Genomic DNA, 16453 nt, shown 5'->3' on the forward strand with positions numbered 1-16453 from the left:
CCACGCAACTAAAGTAATCAGATATTTCATTATCAATTACTTGTCTACGCTATTTCGTTGCCAAAATAAGAGGATAGTGAAGAAGGGATTCTAAATGACTATTTGTATCTAATGCCATTGTTGTATTAACGCTTTTCTTATGTAGAATGAAAATAACATAAGTAAAACCAAAAGGCAATTCGCAATGTATATCAATTTTCAAGTTGCCAAAAGTAACCACTATACTGGACGGCATTCATCACCCACCTATAGAAGATGGGTTACTTCTGCCTAAACTAAGTTAAAACATTTTTTGGCACATTAGTTGTCGGTGTAGGTGCGGTTGTATTAATGCGACTCATAGGGTACGTACCACCGAATCCACGTATATTCAATGCGGTGGATCACATCACATTCACACATTTTTTTGAAAATCGTATCTATGATAATTGGATAATGATTGCATTTTTATTTGCATTGGGCGTCACTGTTTTTGATGCGGTAACTGATAATGTGAAAAAATAAGTTGAATATCGAAATCAAAGCTGTCTTGATAAATCATATAAGGCGGCTTTTTTATTTTCTAAAAAAGTAACCGCTTGTCCTTATTAATAGACCGGTTGTGCCAGAACGACTGACAATATGTAAAAAAACGCATACGATATATGTGAAGGAGGGATAGCGATGAAAGAACAGCTCAATGTCCACTTGAATGTTGATACAGCTATGACCAAAACGGATGTCACGGTTAACACATTTGATCAAGAGGTAGGTCTTAACTTAGTAAAACATATCCAACAATATGAAATCCCTCGCAATAAAATAGGGATCAAAACAGCAGACGGCGTTTATCTCATTGTCAAATCGCATATTATATTTGCGGAAATATTTGATAAGGAATTGACCGTTGTGACGACTGATGGCACATACCAAACGCGAATGACGCTCCGTCGTTTACAAGAAGCATTACCCGATCATCAATTTATTCAAATCAGCAAGTCATCTATCGTAAATATCGAATACATCACAAAAGTAGCCCCTTCTTTTTCTGGGAATTTATATGCGACACTCAGCAATCGTAAAAAAGTGACAATATCTAGAAGGTACGTCAAAAATTTAACGAAAAGTTTAGGTATATAAGGAGGGAAAGTTATGACTAAAACATTTAAAACAATGTTACAAGGTATCGGTATTGGTAGTAGTATCATGCTCGTATTTATCGCTATATTTGACGTTATAATCACGTTTCAAGACGTTTTCAGTGTTTATCTTTTCGGTGCAATATGCGGACTATTACCGATTGTTTATGACATCGAGCGCATACCATTACCTTTGAAACTCATCATTCATTTAGGTGGCAGTATCGTAGCGTTTTTCATTATCTCAAGTATCAATCATTGGGTACCGCTAAAAGCAGAAGCATTGATAGGTGCACTTGTGACCTTTACACTCATATTTCTTGTGATTTGGTTCATATATTTCATGGTTAATGTGCAACAAAGCAAGAAAATTAATAGCAAGCTTAAAAATATAGTTAAATAGAAAGTGAAACAAGCGCGTAGGAGATTAAAATGTATGTTTAATCCCTACGCGCTTGTTCAGTTTATTCATCTTCAAATGGATTCGTTATTTCCAGAGTTAAGATCTTATCTTCCGCATTGATTCGGAATGAGTTACCATAGTCATTTCTAACAACTTTGAGCTCATTATTTACTTCTTTGAATAGTGCGGTCAAATCATTGTCTTTATCTAAGATTGCAAGTGTATGCTCGTTCTTCAGCACCTCGTAGACATAGTCGTATTCAATATTAATGGTCCAACTATTAAATTTCATGAGAACAACTCCTTTATTAACAACTTTATTATAAATCAGTGTTGATGCAAAGTAATATATGTTTAGCGTGAACAGATATGACCGATTAATAATGGACGTATTACTAAATATCTATTGATGTGAGAAGGCCGAGCCACTAAAAACTAAATTATCTAAATGAGTAGTAAGGAAACTTATGAGAAAAGTAAGCGTCCTCACTACTTTTTTTGTTTTAAAGAGAACGTAATGCTGTTACTTAAATAAGAATAGATATAGGTTAGCCACATAGTGTCTAATTATAACCTTGAAGTAGTTTTGAAATATTGAAGAATGCTTTTGTTGTGCGAAATTTGAAGTATTCAAAAATTTTTAATGTTTTTTAAAAAAACGTAAAAGATTGACTTATGTTGGCAACACTGTTTTGTAATATATAAATCAAAGGAGGCGACAAATTGGATCGCGCATTTCGAATATTAACCATTTACAATCTACTGTTACAACATAAGGCAGTTAATAAAAAGGCATTGGTATTAGAACTTAACTCTAGTCCCCGTACGATACAAAGAGATATAGACGATATCAGAAACTTTTTATATGAATCAAAAGATTGGATAGGTATCGAAAATGAAATTACATATGACTATAAATCAGAAAGCTATACTTTACGTCATAACGAGAATGAGAAAGATCATCACATGTATGATATATTGGCGAGTTTATACGCTACAACACCAACGTTAAGTCGATATTTTTATCAATATCTTAAGTTATTAATTACGCAACATCATTCAGACAATCAAGCAACTCTATTGAAATATCTGAGAAACTTCGAAGTAGATGATAGTAAACCTGTTGTATCATCGCTGTCTTTAGCATTTCGTGCGTTGAACGAGCATAAGTATCTACAATACAATAGAAATTTATTATTGCCTTTAGCTATTAATTATCAAAGATTTTCTTTTTATCTAGTGTATGAATTAAATAAAAATGTGCGTATGACAGATATTAATAAGATGGCATTAACGTTGACGAATAAAACGTTTGATGAACAACAACAGCCAACACATTATTATATTACGTTTGAAATAGATCGAGATGTTTGGTCTGAGATTCATCGATATTATCATATTCATGTAGTTGAAAGTTACGATGAAAATAATTTAATTGTCACATTTAAAATGACGAGGTTTGAAGCGATAGAATTATGTTTTATGTATCGATCCAGTATTCGTATCATTGCGCCTTCAGAATTAAAAGAAGAAGTGATAGATGAGTTGTTGCGACTACAGTCAACATATCTCAAACAGCACATTCATAATTAAAATATTGTCAAAGGTGGAGAAAAGATGAACTTACAGAATCAATCAAAAAATCCTAATGCTTTTCCAAATGTTAGCCAGAACGAAAAAACAATGGCGATGTTATTATGGGGGCTCAACATTTTTACTGGTTTTATAGGACCATTAATTATTTGGATTGCGAAAAAAGATGAGTCAGCCTATATCAATCAACAAGGTAAAAACTACTTTAATTATTGCATTAGTTATTCTTTATATGTTTTAGCAGGGCTCATATTATCGTGGGTTTTGGTTGGTATTATTTTGATGTTTGTAGTAGGAATTGCTGGAATTGTTTATACGGTACTAGGAATTATTGCGACAAACAAAGGAGAAGACTTTGTTGTCCCATTTACAATTGAGTTAATTAAATAATTTATGTATACATCGTTTAGTACATTATTACTAGGTATTTCATGTTATTAAACTAAAAATAAAGTTTAAGAAAGGTAAGGGGAGAAAGGTGAAAAAAGTCTTTGCAAGTTTAGTAGTTATTTTACTCATCACTATTTTATGTGTTGCTGGACTATTTGCTTATGGAAGTTATCAAGATATTGCACAGAAAAAAACAGATGTTCAAAATTTAGAAAAGCAAGTTCAAGATAAAAAGAAGCAAAAACAAGATAATGAGAAAAATAAGCAAAGTCAGGAAACTGAGAATGAAAATACGAATACAGTAGTTCAGCAACCACAACAGCCGATTGTTAATGAGCCGACACCTCAAGAGCCTGAACAAGTTCAACCTGAAGAAGAAAAGCCATTTCAAGGTGGGGATTATGGAACGGACTGAGATGCAATGTATAAACGTATAGCTGAAGAGAGAGCCCAAGAAAGTCAGTATGAAGAAGATGATGAAATATTAGATTATACAAGTGAAGATGAAATGGATGAATAGATAAGGGATAGTATATGAGAAAAATAGTAATTACATTTACGGCTTTATGCATAGTTGGCATTTTAGTAGCTGGTGGAATGTTTACGTATAATAAATTTCAAGAAGTTAATTTAGAAAAAGAAAAGTTAACACTTGAAAAAGAGTTAGAAAATAATAAAAAGAGTGTCTCACAAGATGAGAATACATCAGAAGCAACTGAGGAGCAGTCTCATCAATCAACACAAGCAGAAGCGACACAGCAACAGTCTCAAGCCAATGACGGCAGTGAATATGTTGAAGTTCATGCAGGTGGGAATCATAGAATGGTTCTTAAGCAAGAGCTCGCACACTTTAGAATTAATAGAGACAATGTGTTTGATTATCTCATAGCAGGTATCAACCAAGGTGGTGGAGATGCATCATTAATCACTTTCCAACAACCTATTTTTAATGAACAAGGTAGTGGTCTTTGGGTAATTGAGGGAAATAATAAAAGTGGTGTAGGTACAACATATCGTTTTGTTATAGATCAAGATGGCACTGTTAGTATGTATAACGACTATGATCATGAGTTAATTGATAAACAACATGTTACATTAAATTAATTATTGAATATAATGCTATTAAAAAGATACTTCATCCCCATATTAGACTACAATTTAAAAAAAGCGTATCAGAGAAACAAAAGTGGTTTCTTTGGTACGCTTTTACGCACGAATATTAACTTATGTTTCACGTGAGACCATCAAATAAAGTTGGGCAATAGCACGTGAAGCGATAATGTATTGGATATTGCTATTTTGATAAAGATTATGTTGCCATGAAATAACGGTATGATATTCAAAGCCTTTTACGAGATCATAAGGAATGATGACATGTCCTTTTGTAATAAAGGTGTCGTTTGCTTCAACTAAGCGAATATCAATATGAGTGGCAAGTTCAGTATATAAAGATTTACCAATTGTCTCAGACGGGACGACGATGGCGGTTGGGTGTTGCACTTTTTCCATAATCGTTTGTAAGTCTTGGACAGTCGCATCTGACATAGTTACAACGGGTGCACCTTCTTCGCCTACCACTTTCGTATCTGTTTGTTTCAATGTATCCAGATAGCGATTAATCGCTTTAGTAGAACGGTAAGATGTGTGCAGTTGTTTTATAGGCGTTTCCCACGCTCTAAAGTCAATCAATGGTGTTGGTAAGAAATTCTGATTAAGGTCTCCCAAATATGTGAAGTGGGCCTTTGGATATATAAGGCGGATACTTTCTAACTGGAAGATACTGTAATCTTGAACTTCATCAATCAGGATATGCTTGATGTCGTGATTCATATATTTCGTGAGATAGAAATAGAGCCAAGCTTGTACCCAAAAGTCTTCGTAATTAAGCACATGTTGTGTTAAGTCAACCTCAACTGGATATTGATTGCAGAGTTGTTTATATAGATTTGGAATATCCAGAAAATGATTGAATTTAATCGCTTTTTTAACAGGTTTTAGCGTACGGTCAGTCTTAGATTGAGCCACTGCCATTAATTCATCTTTTTCGCCCACATAGGTGTCTATCTTTTCAAGTTCTGCATAATTTTGTTTATATAATTCCTCAAATGCCGTTTGGTAGTGGTCATTCAATTCATATTTTAACTTTTGGATTGCTGTTGGTAGGTCGTGATTTGCACGATACTTTTGAAATGCCGTTGTCAGTTCATGACGACTTAATACCGTTCGTCCGTCACTATCTACAATATTTTTAAAGTGAATGACACACTCAGGCAATGCTAATTGTTGTGACAAGAAGCGGTAAAAGTCAGTGCTTGATTTTGTATAAAATTGTTTTGCTTCAGTGTCGTTATTGTATACACGTTTAAGCATCTGGGGTTTCGATTCTGTAACAATACGTTTTAAATAAGGAATCTTTCGAACAATACTTAACAAGCTATTCACTTTAATATTTTGTTCGCCAAGTTCAGGTAAGACATCCGAGACGTAATCATTAAAAAGACGGTTCGGTGTCATAAGCATCAAATTTTCGTGTGTTACGGTTGTCTTATATTTGAATAATAGATAGGCAACACGTTGCATAGCAATGGCAGTCTTACCACTTCCCGGTGGTCCTAGAACGACAACATCTTCATGCAGTGGCAATCGAATAATTTCATTTTGATCTTTTTGAATCGTACTTACAATATTACCGAGTTTGTGCGTTGCCGTTTGCATTTGGTAATTAATCAAATCTGTATCCCCAATGAACATATCGCTATCTGCATAGTTAATTAATTCGCCTTTTTCAATTTTAAACTGCCTTCTACCTAGCACATTTTCATAAATCGTTTGGCCGTATTCTGTTTCATAGGAAAGTCTACCCAGGGTGTTCTCATAAAATAAACTTGCAACAGGTGCACGCCAATCGCAAATTAAAACATTGTAGTTCTCATCAGTCACGGTTTGCGTCCCAATATATAACGTTTCATCTTCCAAAATAATCTTGCCAAAATAAGGACGATTTAACAATTGCTGATATATTTTGAGTTGTTGATCCTGCTGATTATATGTCGATTCTTGTATGCGTAAAGACGTTAAATCTTGCGCATTGTCAACAGCGTTAGAAGCTTCGGCATTCGCCATCCAGCTCTCATGTTCATTCATATTTTTGCGCTGAGCAATAATTTTATTTTTTGTTTGCATGCGTGAAGCTTCGATTTTTTGTAAAGCTTGTTCAAGAAATTGAATGGTTTGAGCTAAGTGCGCTTGTTCCTCAGAAAAAGATAATGACATAAGTTAACCCCCATTTCATAGTAGACAAGAAAGCAGCGACAATATGTATAAGTTGCCACTGCTAAATAGTGAAGATTAAATAGACATACGTTCATCTAAATAGTGCTTGTTTACAATCACATAAATGGTACTGATAAAAAGGAACACGGATGCGATGATAAATGTCACTTTCACACCCCATATGTCTGTAATAGCACCAAAAATGATAGACGAAATACCGAAAGTTGCTGTGATTAAGACATCTTGTACAGAATACACTTTTGGAAGCAGACTTTGAATCACACTTTTCTGTATGAGTGTCTGTTGTGTAATGGCTTTTAATTGGCTCACAGCCCCAAACAAGCACGAAAAGATTAAAGTAGTCCAAGGTAAGGAAATGTGTGCGAAAACAAATGTGATGATGCTACTACTGAAAGCACCAAAAATAATTACACGACGAGAATAGTGCTCTATCATATGCGCGTATTTGAAACTTAGCGTCCCACCTATCATCAGGCCAACAAAAAAGTTTGCATTTATATAGCCCCACCATTGTGTGCTGACATGTAGTACTTGTTCAACGTAGACGTACATGATTGCTGCAATCCATACTACGTTTGCAATAGATTCCAAGCAGTCAACGATACAAATAGTACGCAAAGTGCGGTGCTGCCAGACTGTTACCCAGCCTTCTTTGAACATGTCAAATTTAGATGTGTTTTTCTTATGAATGTTATCAGCGGATTTGGTATTTTCAATGTGAAACATGCATAGTGTCGCAATACTAAACAATACAAAAGTAAGTACGAGTGTATACTGAGTTCCAATTGTCGCAACGATAATGCCACCAACTGCCCATCCCGATAGGTTGATAGTTTGATCAAGAACGGCTAAGAAGCTATTTGCTTTCGTTAAGTCAGTTTTATCAACAAAGGCAGGGACTAAAGCATTACGCGCAGGGGTTGCCCAACTGTCTAGAAAAGCAACGATAATAGCGAGTATAAAAATAACGTATATATACTGGCTATACGCATAGAATGTCGCAGTATAAGTTAGTAGTAGCATTATGATAGTCTTGCCAAGCTGAGAATAAGCCAATAATTTTTTTAATGGAAGGTGCTCCATAATCAATGGTGCAATCAGCCCACTTAAAAAGCGTGATGTTGTAATAAAAAATGGAATCATCGCCATATAAGTAACAGATGAAGTGATCTGATACATCAATGTAATAAGACTTACCATGTAAAAAACATCGCCTACATTCGCAAATGACTGTCCAATCCATAAATAGCGAAAAGCATTTTTATGCATAACAATGACGCCCCTTTATTTAAATATTAAATTGTCATATATAAGAGGCGTTATGCTACATATTTCAATCACCTTTCGCTTATGATTTTGAAAAATTTATTAATAATGGCGTCTAAAAATTTGTTATGAAGTATATTAAGCGTACCAAACAACAAAAAGACTGACAACTGCGAAAATTATAAAAAAGATGCTTTTCCATTATTTTAGACACCCCGCATACTAAGAATAAGCTTATAGTTCATGCCATTGAATCGTTGAACTTTGTGAAGTAGATTGCTTTGATACTTCTGAGATGAGTTGTTGCAGAGGGCCTTTGTACATCAACGTATAGATGTGTTCGATAAATTCATCTTCTGGTATACGGTTAGGGTCTAATACCCAGAATTTGATGCATGAAATAGCGACACCTGCATAAAAGCTATGAAAATATCTAAACGGAATACCATTAATATCTTTTTGGTTTTTGACAACCAATGTTATTTTTTGAGCAATAGATTCAGATAGTTTTGCTTCTATTCTACTCTCGCGCTTCATATTGAATAAAACTTCATATAACGTGATGTTCTTTAAGATGACTTGAATCACTTGTTGTGGTGTTTCTTTAATTAAATTTTTTATATTGTCTGCGTCATTCATAATCGTTTGTCGTAGCTTATTATGATCCACTTTTTCTTTGATTCTTTCAATTTCTCTGTCTTCAAGTGTCGTTAATAACTCATATTTATCTTGGTAGTACGTATAAAATGTCGCGCGATTAATATCTGCTAAATCTGCAATTTGTTGAATTGTAATCTCTTCAAGATCATACGTTTTTAATAGTTGAATAAAAGCTGATTCAATCGCGTTAATTGTTCTTTTTACGCGTCGGTCCATGGTATATCGCTCCTTTAGGTGATTAGATAAGCAACACTTCGATATCAAGTGTTGGATAACAGACACATTGCTTAAAACTGATTATTGAATGTTATTTCTTCGTCATTATAATAACACTTAGAATGATAAACAACAACGTGTTGTGTAAAAGGAGTAATGAACGATGAAAAAATATTTATTATGGTTAATACCAATGTTAGTGCTATTAATTTTAGCAACAGCATTTTATCCCGCATATAATCCGGAACCTAGAGAGATTTCAATCGCGATTTTAAATGAAGATAATGGCGTTGAAATTCAAGGTAAAAAGACCAACGTAGGGAATACGCTAGTAGACAAAATGAAAGAAAATGGGAATGATACTTTCGCTTGGAAAGAAGTGACAAATCGAGAAGCACTCGATAAAGGGTTAGAAGATAACAAATATGTCGGTGCACTTGTCCTTGAGAAAGACTTTTCAAAAAATGCGATGAGCCAGGCACAAAGTATCATCATGACAGAAAAACAAAAAGAGGTTAAAGCACAAATACAATCAGGTGCATTGTCTCCTGAACAACAAGCGTTACTAAGTAAAGGTGCACCAACGATTCCAAATCCACAAAAAGCAAAAATGGAAGTAATCGTGAACCAAGGTAGTAACGGACAAATCGCAACGATTGCACAACAAGCTTTAGGAAAAATCACAGATCAAATCAGTAACCAAATTAGTGAACAAAATGCGAAAGCACTCGTTCAAAATAATGTGGACTTGCCTAGCGATCAATATGAAATGTTCGCGAACCCTGTGACAGTCGATCAGACAACGTTACATGAGATTAAAGACCATCAAGCAAATGGTAATGCAGGCGCATCTATGTTTATGCCTGTTTGGTTGACATCATTGATTACAGGTGTAATATCTTTTACATTATTTAAAAATAGAGGCGCTTTAGTATCACATAAAGACAAATTGATATATGTAACGCAAACAGTATGTGGCATCATACTTTCAGCGTTAATTGGATCTTTTGCATATATACATTACATGGACTATGTACTTGGATTTGATTTCAATCAAGCAACAGAAACTGCGATGTATATTGCCATTGCGATTATGGGATTTTCTTTACTTATCTTCGGTTGTATGGCATGGATTGGGTTTGGTGCAGTGCCTATTTTGATGTTATTTGTATTTTTCTCAATACAGGCGTCCGTATTACCGTCACAAATGTTACCGGAATTTTATCAAAACTATATTCTACCTTGGAATCCTTTCTATCATTACGTTTCAACATTGAAAGAATTGTTATATGATGGTGTAGCTTTAACAATGAACGGTACAATGTGGATGTTTGTAGTATTCATCATTTTTGGCATTGTATCATTCGTCACAGCTGTATATACAAAGAAAGTAAAAGAACAACCTGCTGAAGCAGCGAAATAAAAATAAATTCAGAAAAGTAGTGAAGCAATCTATGGTTTTAGATAACTTCACTACTTTTTAGTGCATCCGTCATACAATGGCAAACAAAAAACCTCCACCATATTAAATGATGAAGGTCAATATTCATACATGTTTAGTTGAATAAAAAATGATTGCATCGTCGCACTGTTTGCGCACTGGTACGTAAACATGAAAAGGAACAAAATAAGCGATTAAGACCAAAAAAATGTTGACCATGAGCAATAGTCTAGCACTTGGGTTTGTACATGTATAAATATTTGTTAACAATAGTATAACGCTATCTGAATAAAAAGCAAAACTGCGAAAGTTAAGGTTTTGTGGTTGAAACATATGAATAATATTAAAAAATGTAAAAGTAAAAGAAGTGACTATACTTTGAAATATGATGATTTATCAAGGGTAGCACAGTGAATACATGGTAAATAAAAGTCTAAAAATCCCTTCAAAAATTGACGAATGCGAATTCGACGAAAAGATATAAGACAGTATATTATAATAGCAAGTCGCCAAACTCCTAGGCGTCAACAGACGTAGAAAGGAGGGGAGTGTTAATGCTTGAGTCATTTCATCATATGACAGTCACAGTAATCAGCGGTTGTATCGTCGCATTGTTTGCGCACTGGCTGCGTAAACGCGATGATCAAAACAGGCGATAAAAGTCAGGCCCAACATAAAGCCCCACACTATCTCCAGTAGTGTGGGGCTTTTGGTGAGTGTAAATTGCTTGAGTTATTTACTAACTACATCATATCACATTGTATAAAAAAAGAAAAACTACGAAAGTTAAGATTCTGTAGTTGAAACATATGAATAATATTAAGAAATGTAAAAACAACAAAAAGTGACTCAGCCTTGAAATTTGCTGATTTACCAAGGATAGCACAGTAAACACATGGTAAATAAAATGCTAAAAATCTCGTCAAAAATTGAAGAATGCGAATTCGGCGAAAATGTATCGAAAAGTTTATGATAATAGCAAGTCGCCTAACTCCTAGGCATCAACTGACGTAGGGAGGAGGTGAGTGCAATGGTAGAGATGTTTTACCATGTGATAGCCACAATCATCAGTGGTTGTATCGTCGCACTGTTTGCGCACTGGCTGCGTAAACGCGATGATAAAAATAGGCGATAAAAGCCAGGCCAACATAAAGCCCCACACTACTGCCATAGTGTGGGGCTTTTGGTGAATGCTATTTGATAGAAATGTTTCGAGTACATTATAACATATATGATACAAATTACAACACCAAAAAATCAGAATAATTTTATTGAAAAGTATTTAATGGATTAGAAATGATGTGTATTCATGGTATCACACCAATTAATTCACAGAACAAAAGTACTTAAATCATTTCATGTAGTTAATATATTGATAAGATGTTAATCTATAAAGCATTATCACTGCATGTCTAGACAAATAAATGGTAAGATATACTCTATTAAGTTTATACGTATCAACTATTTTGGGCAAAATGATGATGTATTTTGTGCTTATGAGGGAATAGTAAGAAATAAAGGAAAGAAGGGTATTTATGTTTTTAGCTTGGAATGAAATTAAGCGGAATAAGTTGAAGTTTGGTCTTATTATCGGTGTGCTCATTATGATCAGTTACTTGTTGTTTTTACTGTCTGGATTAGCAAGTGGCTTAATGAATATGAACCGAGAAGGAATTGATCGCTGGCAAGCAGACGCAATTGTATTGAATAAAGATGCCAATCAAACGGTTCAGCAGTCAGTATTTGATACGAAAGATGTTGCCGATGTTTATGATAAACAAACGACGTTAAAACAAGTGGGTGTCATCGTATCGAATGGTGACAAAGAAGAAAATGCATTGTTATATGGCGTGACGAAACAGTCCTTTTTAATGCCGAAAATGCTTGAAGGGGAGAAATTCAGCGCAGACAATGAAGTGGTTGCCGATGAAACATTAAAAGATAAAGGCTTTAAAATAGGCGATACACTTTCGCTTTCTCAATCAGATGAAACATTGAAAATTGTAGGATTTAGTGAAAGTGCAAAGTATAACGCAGCACCTGTATTATTTGGGAACGATGCAACAATTGAGAAATTGAATCCGTCTTTAAATGATAAAGTGACAAATGCGGTTGTAGTAAAAGATAGCAATTGGGATAAGAAAACAATCAATAGTGATTTAGAAGCAATTGAAATTGAAAGCTTTATTGAAAATCTGCCAGGTTATCAAGCACAAAATTTAACTTTAAACTTTATGATTTCATTTTTATTCATTATCTCAGCAACGGTTATAGGTATTTTCCTATATGTCATTACGTTACAAAAAACGAGTTTATTTGGCGTTCTTAAGGCGCAAGGTTTCACGAATGGCTATTTAGCTAAAATGGTATTGTCGCAAACATTTTTAATTGCGCTAACTGGTACGGTAATTGGGTTAATCTTAACGATTGTGACAGGCGCGTTTCTACCACCCGTTGTACCGATTAAGTTCAACGCACTTACATTAGTGATTTACGGCATTGTATTGATTGTTGTGTCGTTAATCGGTAGTTTATTCTCTATTTTAACAATCCGAAAAGTAGATCCATTGAAGGCCATTGGGTAAAGGAGAGGTGACAATGACATGTTAGAGTTTAAAAATGTGACGAAAGATTTTAAAGATGGTAATCAAACCATACAAGCTGTGAAACCCACATCATTGAAGTTTGATAAGAATGAACTCATTGCGATTATTGGGCCATCAGGTTCTGGGAAAAGTACGTTTCTAACGATGGCAGGTGCATTACAGACACCAACTTCTGGCGATATTTTAATTAATGATAAAGATATTTCTAAAATGTCTCAAAAAGCGCTGGCTCATACACGTATGCAAGAAATCGGCTTTATTTTACAAGCAACGAACCTCGTGCCATTTTTAACAGTCAAACAACAATTCAAGCTGTTGGCTAAGCAGAAAAAAGATGTGTTAAGTCAAGAAGCGTATCAAAAACTAATGACACAATTGAATTTGGACACACTTGAGAACAAGCTACCAAGTGAAATCTCGGGCGGTCAAAAGCAACGTGTAGCGATTGCGAAAGCTTTATATACGAAACCATCTATTATTTTAGCGGATGAACCGACTGCGGCATTGGATACGGAAAATGCGTTGGAAGTTATGCGCATCTTGAAGGAACAAACGAAAGAACAAAATAAAACATGCATCGTTGTGACACATGACGAACGTTTAACGTCTTATTGTGACAAGGTGTATCATATGGAAGATGGCGTATTAAAACAAGTGTAATACGGCGAAAAAGGGTCGAACATCAGTAAAAGGTGTTCGACCCTTTTGTTATACACTCTTTCTTTTTAATAGTATTTTAATATTAAGGATGTATAGAAGAAGCGGGATGAAAAGAATAATTCCACATAGAACGAACGTATATTGATAGTCTAATTGTGAGATGATCAAACCAAAAATAATACCGGATAAAACTTCTCCCATAGCCCCGAATGCGCCATTTAAAGAAAAAATTGTCGCCATACTGGACGTTTGTTGGCGCATTTCTTGATTTAACGCATTGTTAATGAATGTATTCATTAAATCATCGACGACAGTCACTAAAGAAATACTAATAAATGTTAGGATTTTCTTACCAATAGCTAAAAGAAAAATCAAGATAATCGTAAGACATGTGATAAGCCCATGATACATCTCGGGTAGTTTGTTGAAATGAGCATCATATTTAGAAAATAGATGTAAAACAATCAATAAAATAAAGCCACCAATGGTTGTACTCCACCCGAACAAATGCGTACTAATCCCAATATCTTGAAAATACGGCTGCCAATATCTATCAATAGCGTCAATGATAAAGGCGAAGAAGAAACTGGCTATTATGATGTTGAAAGCGCGTTTACTTTTGAAAAGAACAACAATGGCATGTTTGATAATTGTGAATATCGATTCGCTTTGTTGAGAAGTGCTCGTTTGGTTCATCGGTTGAACTTTCACAAAAAAGAGCATGTAAACCGTTAAGATAACAGCAAGAACTCCAGCTAAAACAAAAGGAATGTAATGATGCATTTGATATAAATAACCTGATAATGGTGAGGTTAGAATAATAAAAAATATAAAGATTTTCGTGTTATTAAACATAGCTTGAGAGAATGTATGTGTTGGTATGCTATGACTTAACCAAGATTCAAACGTACCAGAAAATGCAGATTCTGATATTGTCCATGTTAGTAATAACAAGAGTAACACCGAAATATGTGATGCAAAAGGAAATAATAACCATGTGAGCGATAGACATATAAATGAGCCTAGTAAGTTGAATTTAACACCCAATTTATCAGCAATAGCCCCTGATGGGATTTCAAAAATCAACTTCATAATCTCAAAAATTGTACCAATGACACCGAGCCAAAAAAGATTATAGCCGGCATGATAGAGAGATAAAATCCAAATAGGTGCATAGAGACCTATGATAATTCCGCGTAAAATCGAAATGATGTAAAACTGTTTCATATAAAATTGTCCCCTTTGTAACGATGTGTCATTTTTACTGTCCCCTTATAGTTTTTGATATGTAAAAAACAACACTTTAGTTTCTATTTCCAATTATAAAATAATACACGTATAAATTGAAGATACTAAAAGAGATATCCGATTGCGTCTATTCGTCGTCATGGGGCGGTTACAGTTAATATATGATCATCGGTTATTGCACACTTGAATATTATAAAAGAAAAAATTTTAGGTTTTTGAAATTAAATCATTGCTATTTAACTTTATATCTGATAAACTGGCTCTAATATAAAAAATATACTTAAATTTCTGGAGGATTTTATTATGACACAATTTACTTTTGACAAAGCACATAGCGATTTAGACTTTCAAATTAAACACTTAATGGTATCTCGTACAAAAGGAAGCTTTGACAATTTCGCTGTTAATGTTGAAGGGGATATCAATGATTTATCTACACTTCAAGCATCTGTAACGATTGATCCAAAATCAATTAATACAGGTAATGAAGATCGTGACAATCACTTAAGATCAGGTGACTTCTTTGCAACAGAAGAATTCAATGCGATTACATTCGTAACGAAAAAAGTGAGCGAAGATAGCGTAACAGGTGATTTAACAATTAAAGGTGTGACACGTGAAGAAACATTTGATGTAGAATTTAACGGCGTAAGCAAAAACCCATTAGACGGTTCAAGCGTAACAGGTTTTATCGTAACTGGTAAAATCAACCGTGAAAACTATGACATTTCATTCAACCAAACTTTAGAAACTGGTGGCGTAATGTTAGGTAAAGACGTTAAATTCGAAGCATCAGTTGAATTTGCTGTAGCTGAGTAAAAATAAGCATTAAAAAAAGCAACCTCGCAATGGGGTTGCTTTTTGTTTCTAAGACAGAGGGATGTCTGATGGTACTGTGATTGACGTCTAAACATCAATAAAGATGGGTAGTGAGTTACCCATCTTTTCAACATAATTAGTTGAATAAACCTTTGAAAAATTCGATTGCTTTTTTAATTAATTCTACGATAAACATGGCGATCACCTCCGTATTGGTTATTTTATTTTATGTGTCTTAGCCTAACCCTAAGATGTTTGTAAGTAAGCCAACACCTTGTTCTACTGTGCTAACGATTGACGTACCTAAGTCTGTCCATTCGTGATTGATTGCTGATGTAACAATGCCGTTAATTGCTTCAAATAAGCCTTTCATTGTTTTCACCTTCCTTTGATTTGTTAATTACATCTTATCATCGACATATCATTTTTAGTGGAAAGTTTCCTACTTTGTTGTTTTGGGTTCCTATATGTCTCTAAAACGTATTTTTAATGACAGTTAGGCGTATAAAATCGTGCGTAAGTGTTAAGTAAAAAGTGAAATAATATTATATTGTGAAACTTAAAGGATTAGTAACTTACTTATATATGGATACTTAATTAATAGAAAAGGGGATAAAATAAAGAATTGGGGCTGGGACATAGGCATCCAGTTTCTTTGATAAAAAGTCGTTAAAATTCAGTTTTGGGATTTTAACGACTTTTTTATCTTATGTATAAACAAAAAACTAGCACTTATCTG

General features: G+C 34.3%; 19 protein-coding genes. 12 read left to right on the forward strand and 7 right to left on the reverse strand.

All coding sequences use genetic code 11. The features are described from left to right. The first annotated feature begins 663 nt into the window (after nucleotides 1–663). On the forward strand, nucleotides 664–1119 hold the full coding sequence (locus TP70_RS02065; RefSeq protein WP_052502860.1) for a LytTR family DNA-binding domain-containing protein: 456 nt from the start codon (nucleotides 664–666) through the stop codon (nucleotides 1117–1119). A 12-nt stretch (nucleotides 1120–1131) separates the two neighbouring features. After that, on the forward strand, nucleotides 1132–1521 hold the full coding sequence (locus TP70_RS02070) for a DUF3021 domain-containing protein (protein ID WP_044358975.1): 390 nt from the start codon (nucleotides 1132–1134) through the stop codon (nucleotides 1519–1521). Nucleotides 1522–1582: 61 nt separating this feature from the next. On the opposite strand, the gene TP70_RS02075 is transcribed toward TP70_RS02070, so the two are convergent. Then, nucleotides 1583–1813 (reverse strand): hypothetical protein, encoded by a 231-nt coding sequence (locus TP70_RS02075; protein ID WP_044358977.1) that lies wholly within the window; start codon nucleotides 1811–1813, stop codon nucleotides 1583–1585. Nucleotides 1814–2244: 431 nt separating this feature from the next. On the opposite strand from TP70_RS02075, the gene TP70_RS02080 reads away from it, so the two are divergent. The 4 genes from TP70_RS02080 to TP70_RS12635 all read left to right on the forward strand — a co-directional run bounded on the left by TP70_RS02080 (nucleotide 2245) and on the right by TP70_RS12635 (nucleotide 4608). Continuing rightward, nucleotides 2245–3114: a helix-turn-helix transcriptional regulator gene (locus TP70_RS02080; protein ID WP_044358979.1), complete on the forward strand. Its 870-nt coding sequence runs from the start codon at nucleotides 2245–2247 to the stop codon at nucleotides 3112–3114. Nucleotides 3115–3138: 24 nt separating this feature from the next. After that, a complete protein-coding gene (locus TP70_RS02085) occupies nucleotides 3139–3504 on the forward strand; it encodes a DUF4870 domain-containing protein (RefSeq protein WP_044358981.1) in 366 nt (121 codons plus the stop codon). Between the two features lie 88 nt (nucleotides 3505–3592). After that, on the forward strand, nucleotides 3593–3919 hold the full coding sequence (locus TP70_RS02090; RefSeq protein ID WP_052502861.1) for a hypothetical protein: 327 nt from the start codon (nucleotides 3593–3595) through the stop codon (nucleotides 3917–3919). 119 nt (nucleotides 3920–4038) lie between these two features. Beyond that, nucleotides 4039–4608 (forward strand): hypothetical protein, encoded by a 570-nt coding sequence (locus tag TP70_RS12635; RefSeq protein WP_240627021.1) that lies wholly within the window; start codon nucleotides 4039–4041, stop codon nucleotides 4606–4608. A gap of 120 nt (nucleotides 4609–4728) precedes the next feature. On the opposite strand, the gene TP70_RS02100 is transcribed toward TP70_RS12635, so the two are convergent. From TP70_RS02100 to TP70_RS02110, 3 genes are all read right to left on the reverse strand, one after another. Next, a complete protein-coding gene (locus TP70_RS02100; protein WP_044358983.1) occupies nucleotides 4729–6777 on the reverse strand; it encodes a HelD family protein in 2049 nt (682 codons plus the stop codon). 75 nt (nucleotides 6778–6852) lie between these two features. Beyond that, a complete protein-coding gene (locus TP70_RS02105) occupies nucleotides 6853–8067 on the reverse strand; it encodes an MFS transporter (RefSeq protein ID WP_044358984.1) in 1215 nt (404 codons plus the stop codon). A 231-nt stretch (nucleotides 8068–8298) separates the two neighbouring features. Next, complete coding sequence (locus TP70_RS02110; RefSeq protein ID WP_044358986.1) at nucleotides 8299–8940, reverse strand: TetR/AcrR family transcriptional regulator C-terminal domain-containing protein; 642 nt, start codon at nucleotides 8938–8940, stop codon at nucleotides 8299–8301. A gap of 163 nt (nucleotides 8941–9103) precedes the next feature. On the opposite strand from TP70_RS02110, the gene TP70_RS02115 reads away from it, so the two are divergent. From TP70_RS02115 to TP70_RS02125, 5 genes are all read left to right on the forward strand, one after another. After that, entirely contained in the window at nucleotides 9104–10363 is a 1260-nt protein-coding gene (locus tag TP70_RS02115; protein WP_044358987.1) for an ABC transporter permease, read from the forward strand. Nucleotides 10364–10935: 572 nt separating this feature from the next. After that, nucleotides 10936–11040: a type I toxin-antitoxin system Fst family toxin gene (locus TP70_RS12155; protein WP_115301229.1), complete on the forward strand. Its 105-nt coding sequence runs from the start codon at nucleotides 10936–10938 to the stop codon at nucleotides 11038–11040. Nucleotides 11041–11411: 371 nt separating this feature from the next. Further along, nucleotides 11412–11516 carry a type I toxin-antitoxin system Fst family toxin gene (locus tag TP70_RS12160; protein WP_115301230.1) on the forward strand — a complete coding sequence of 35 codons (105 nt, stop codon included), beginning with the start codon at nucleotides 11412–11414 and terminating at the stop codon, nucleotides 11514–11516. A gap of 400 nt (nucleotides 11517–11916) precedes the next feature. After that, a complete protein-coding gene (locus TP70_RS02120; RefSeq protein WP_044358989.1) occupies nucleotides 11917–12966 on the forward strand; it encodes an ABC transporter permease in 1050 nt (349 codons plus the stop codon). Nucleotides 12967–12984: 18 nt separating this feature from the next. Beyond that, nucleotides 12985–13647, forward strand: coding sequence for an ABC transporter ATP-binding protein (locus TP70_RS02125; RefSeq protein WP_044358991.1), 663 nt, complete (start codon nucleotides 12985–12987; stop codon nucleotides 13645–13647). 48 nt (nucleotides 13648–13695) lie between these two features. Here the strand turns inward: TP70_RS02125 and TP70_RS02130 are convergent, their stop codons facing one another. Then, the gene (locus TP70_RS02130) at nucleotides 13696–14874 is read right to left on the reverse strand and encodes an MFS transporter (protein ID WP_044358993.1); all 1179 of its coding nucleotides are present in this window, start codon (nucleotides 14872–14874) and stop codon (nucleotides 13696–13698) included. A 324-nt stretch (nucleotides 14875–15198) separates the two neighbouring features. Here TP70_RS02130 and TP70_RS02135 point away from each other — a divergent pair, with 324 nt between their 5' ends. After that, nucleotides 15199–15714: a YceI family protein gene (locus tag TP70_RS02135; RefSeq protein WP_044358994.1), complete on the forward strand. Its 516-nt coding sequence runs from the start codon at nucleotides 15199–15201 to the stop codon at nucleotides 15712–15714. Nucleotides 15715–15850: 136 nt separating this feature from the next. On the opposite strand, the gene TP70_RS12970 is transcribed toward TP70_RS02135, so the two are convergent. Continuing rightward, entirely contained in the window at nucleotides 15851–15910 is a 60-nt protein-coding gene (locus TP70_RS12970; RefSeq protein WP_103369490.1) for an epsilon family phenol-soluble modulin, read from the reverse strand. Between the two features lie 39 nt (nucleotides 15911–15949). After that, the gene (locus tag TP70_RS02140) at nucleotides 15950–16087 is read right to left on the reverse strand and encodes a beta-class phenol-soluble modulin (RefSeq protein WP_044358996.1); all 138 of its coding nucleotides are present in this window, start codon (nucleotides 16085–16087) and stop codon (nucleotides 15950–15952) included. Between the last annotated feature and the right edge of the window lie 366 nt (nucleotides 16088–16453).

The organism is Staphylococcus microti, assembly GCF_000934465.1.
Classification (GTDB): domain Bacteria; phylum Bacillota; class Bacilli; order Staphylococcales; family Staphylococcaceae; genus Staphylococcus; species Staphylococcus microti.

Coding starts and splice junctions, on each gene's coding strand:
- TP70_RS02065 (WP_052502860.1), top strand. CDS start 664: ATGAAAGAACAGCTCAATGTCCACTTGAATGTTGATACAGCTATGACC.
- TP70_RS02070 (WP_044358975.1), top strand. CDS start 1,132: ATGACTAAAACATTTAAAACAATGTTACAAGGTATCGGTATTGGTAGT.
- TP70_RS02075 (WP_044358977.1), bottom strand. CDS start 1,813: ATGAAATTTAATAGTTGGACCATTAATATTGAATACGACTATGTCTAC.
- TP70_RS02085 (WP_044358981.1), top strand. CDS start 3,139: ATGAACTTACAGAATCAATCAAAAAATCCTAATGCTTTTCCAAATGTT.
- TP70_RS12635 (WP_240627021.1), top strand. CDS start 4,039: ATGAGAAAAATAGTAATTACATTTACGGCTTTATGCATAGTTGGCATT.
- TP70_RS02100 (WP_044358983.1), bottom strand. CDS start 6,777: ATGTCATTATCTTTTTCTGAGGAACAAGCGCACTTAGCTCAAACCATT.
- TP70_RS02105 (WP_044358984.1), bottom strand. CDS start 8,067: ATGCATAAAAATGCTTTTCGCTATTTATGGATTGGACAGTCATTTGCG.
- TP70_RS02110 (WP_044358986.1), bottom strand. CDS start 8,940: ATGGACCGACGCGTAAAAAGAACAATTAACGCGATTGAATCAGCTTTT.
- TP70_RS02115 (WP_044358987.1), top strand. CDS start 9,104: ATGAAAAAATATTTATTATGGTTAATACCAATGTTAGTGCTATTAATT.
- TP70_RS12155 (WP_115301229.1), top strand. CDS start 10,936: ATGCTTGAGTCATTTCATCATATGACAGTCACAGTAATCAGCGGTTGT.
- TP70_RS12160 (WP_115301230.1), top strand. CDS start 11,412: ATGGTAGAGATGTTTTACCATGTGATAGCCACAATCATCAGTGGTTGT.
- TP70_RS02120 (WP_044358989.1), top strand. CDS start 11,917: ATGTTTTTAGCTTGGAATGAAATTAAGCGGAATAAGTTGAAGTTTGGT.
- TP70_RS02125 (WP_044358991.1), top strand. CDS start 12,985: ATGTTAGAGTTTAAAAATGTGACGAAAGATTTTAAAGATGGTAATCAA.
- TP70_RS02130 (WP_044358993.1), bottom strand. CDS start 14,874: ATGAAACAGTTTTACATCATTTCGATTTTACGCGGAATTATCATAGGT.
- TP70_RS02135 (WP_044358994.1), top strand. CDS start 15,199: ATGACACAATTTACTTTTGACAAAGCACATAGCGATTTAGACTTTCAA.
- TP70_RS02140 (WP_044358996.1), bottom strand. CDS start 16,087: ATGAAAGGCTTATTTGAAGCAATTAACGGCATTGTTACATCAGCAATC.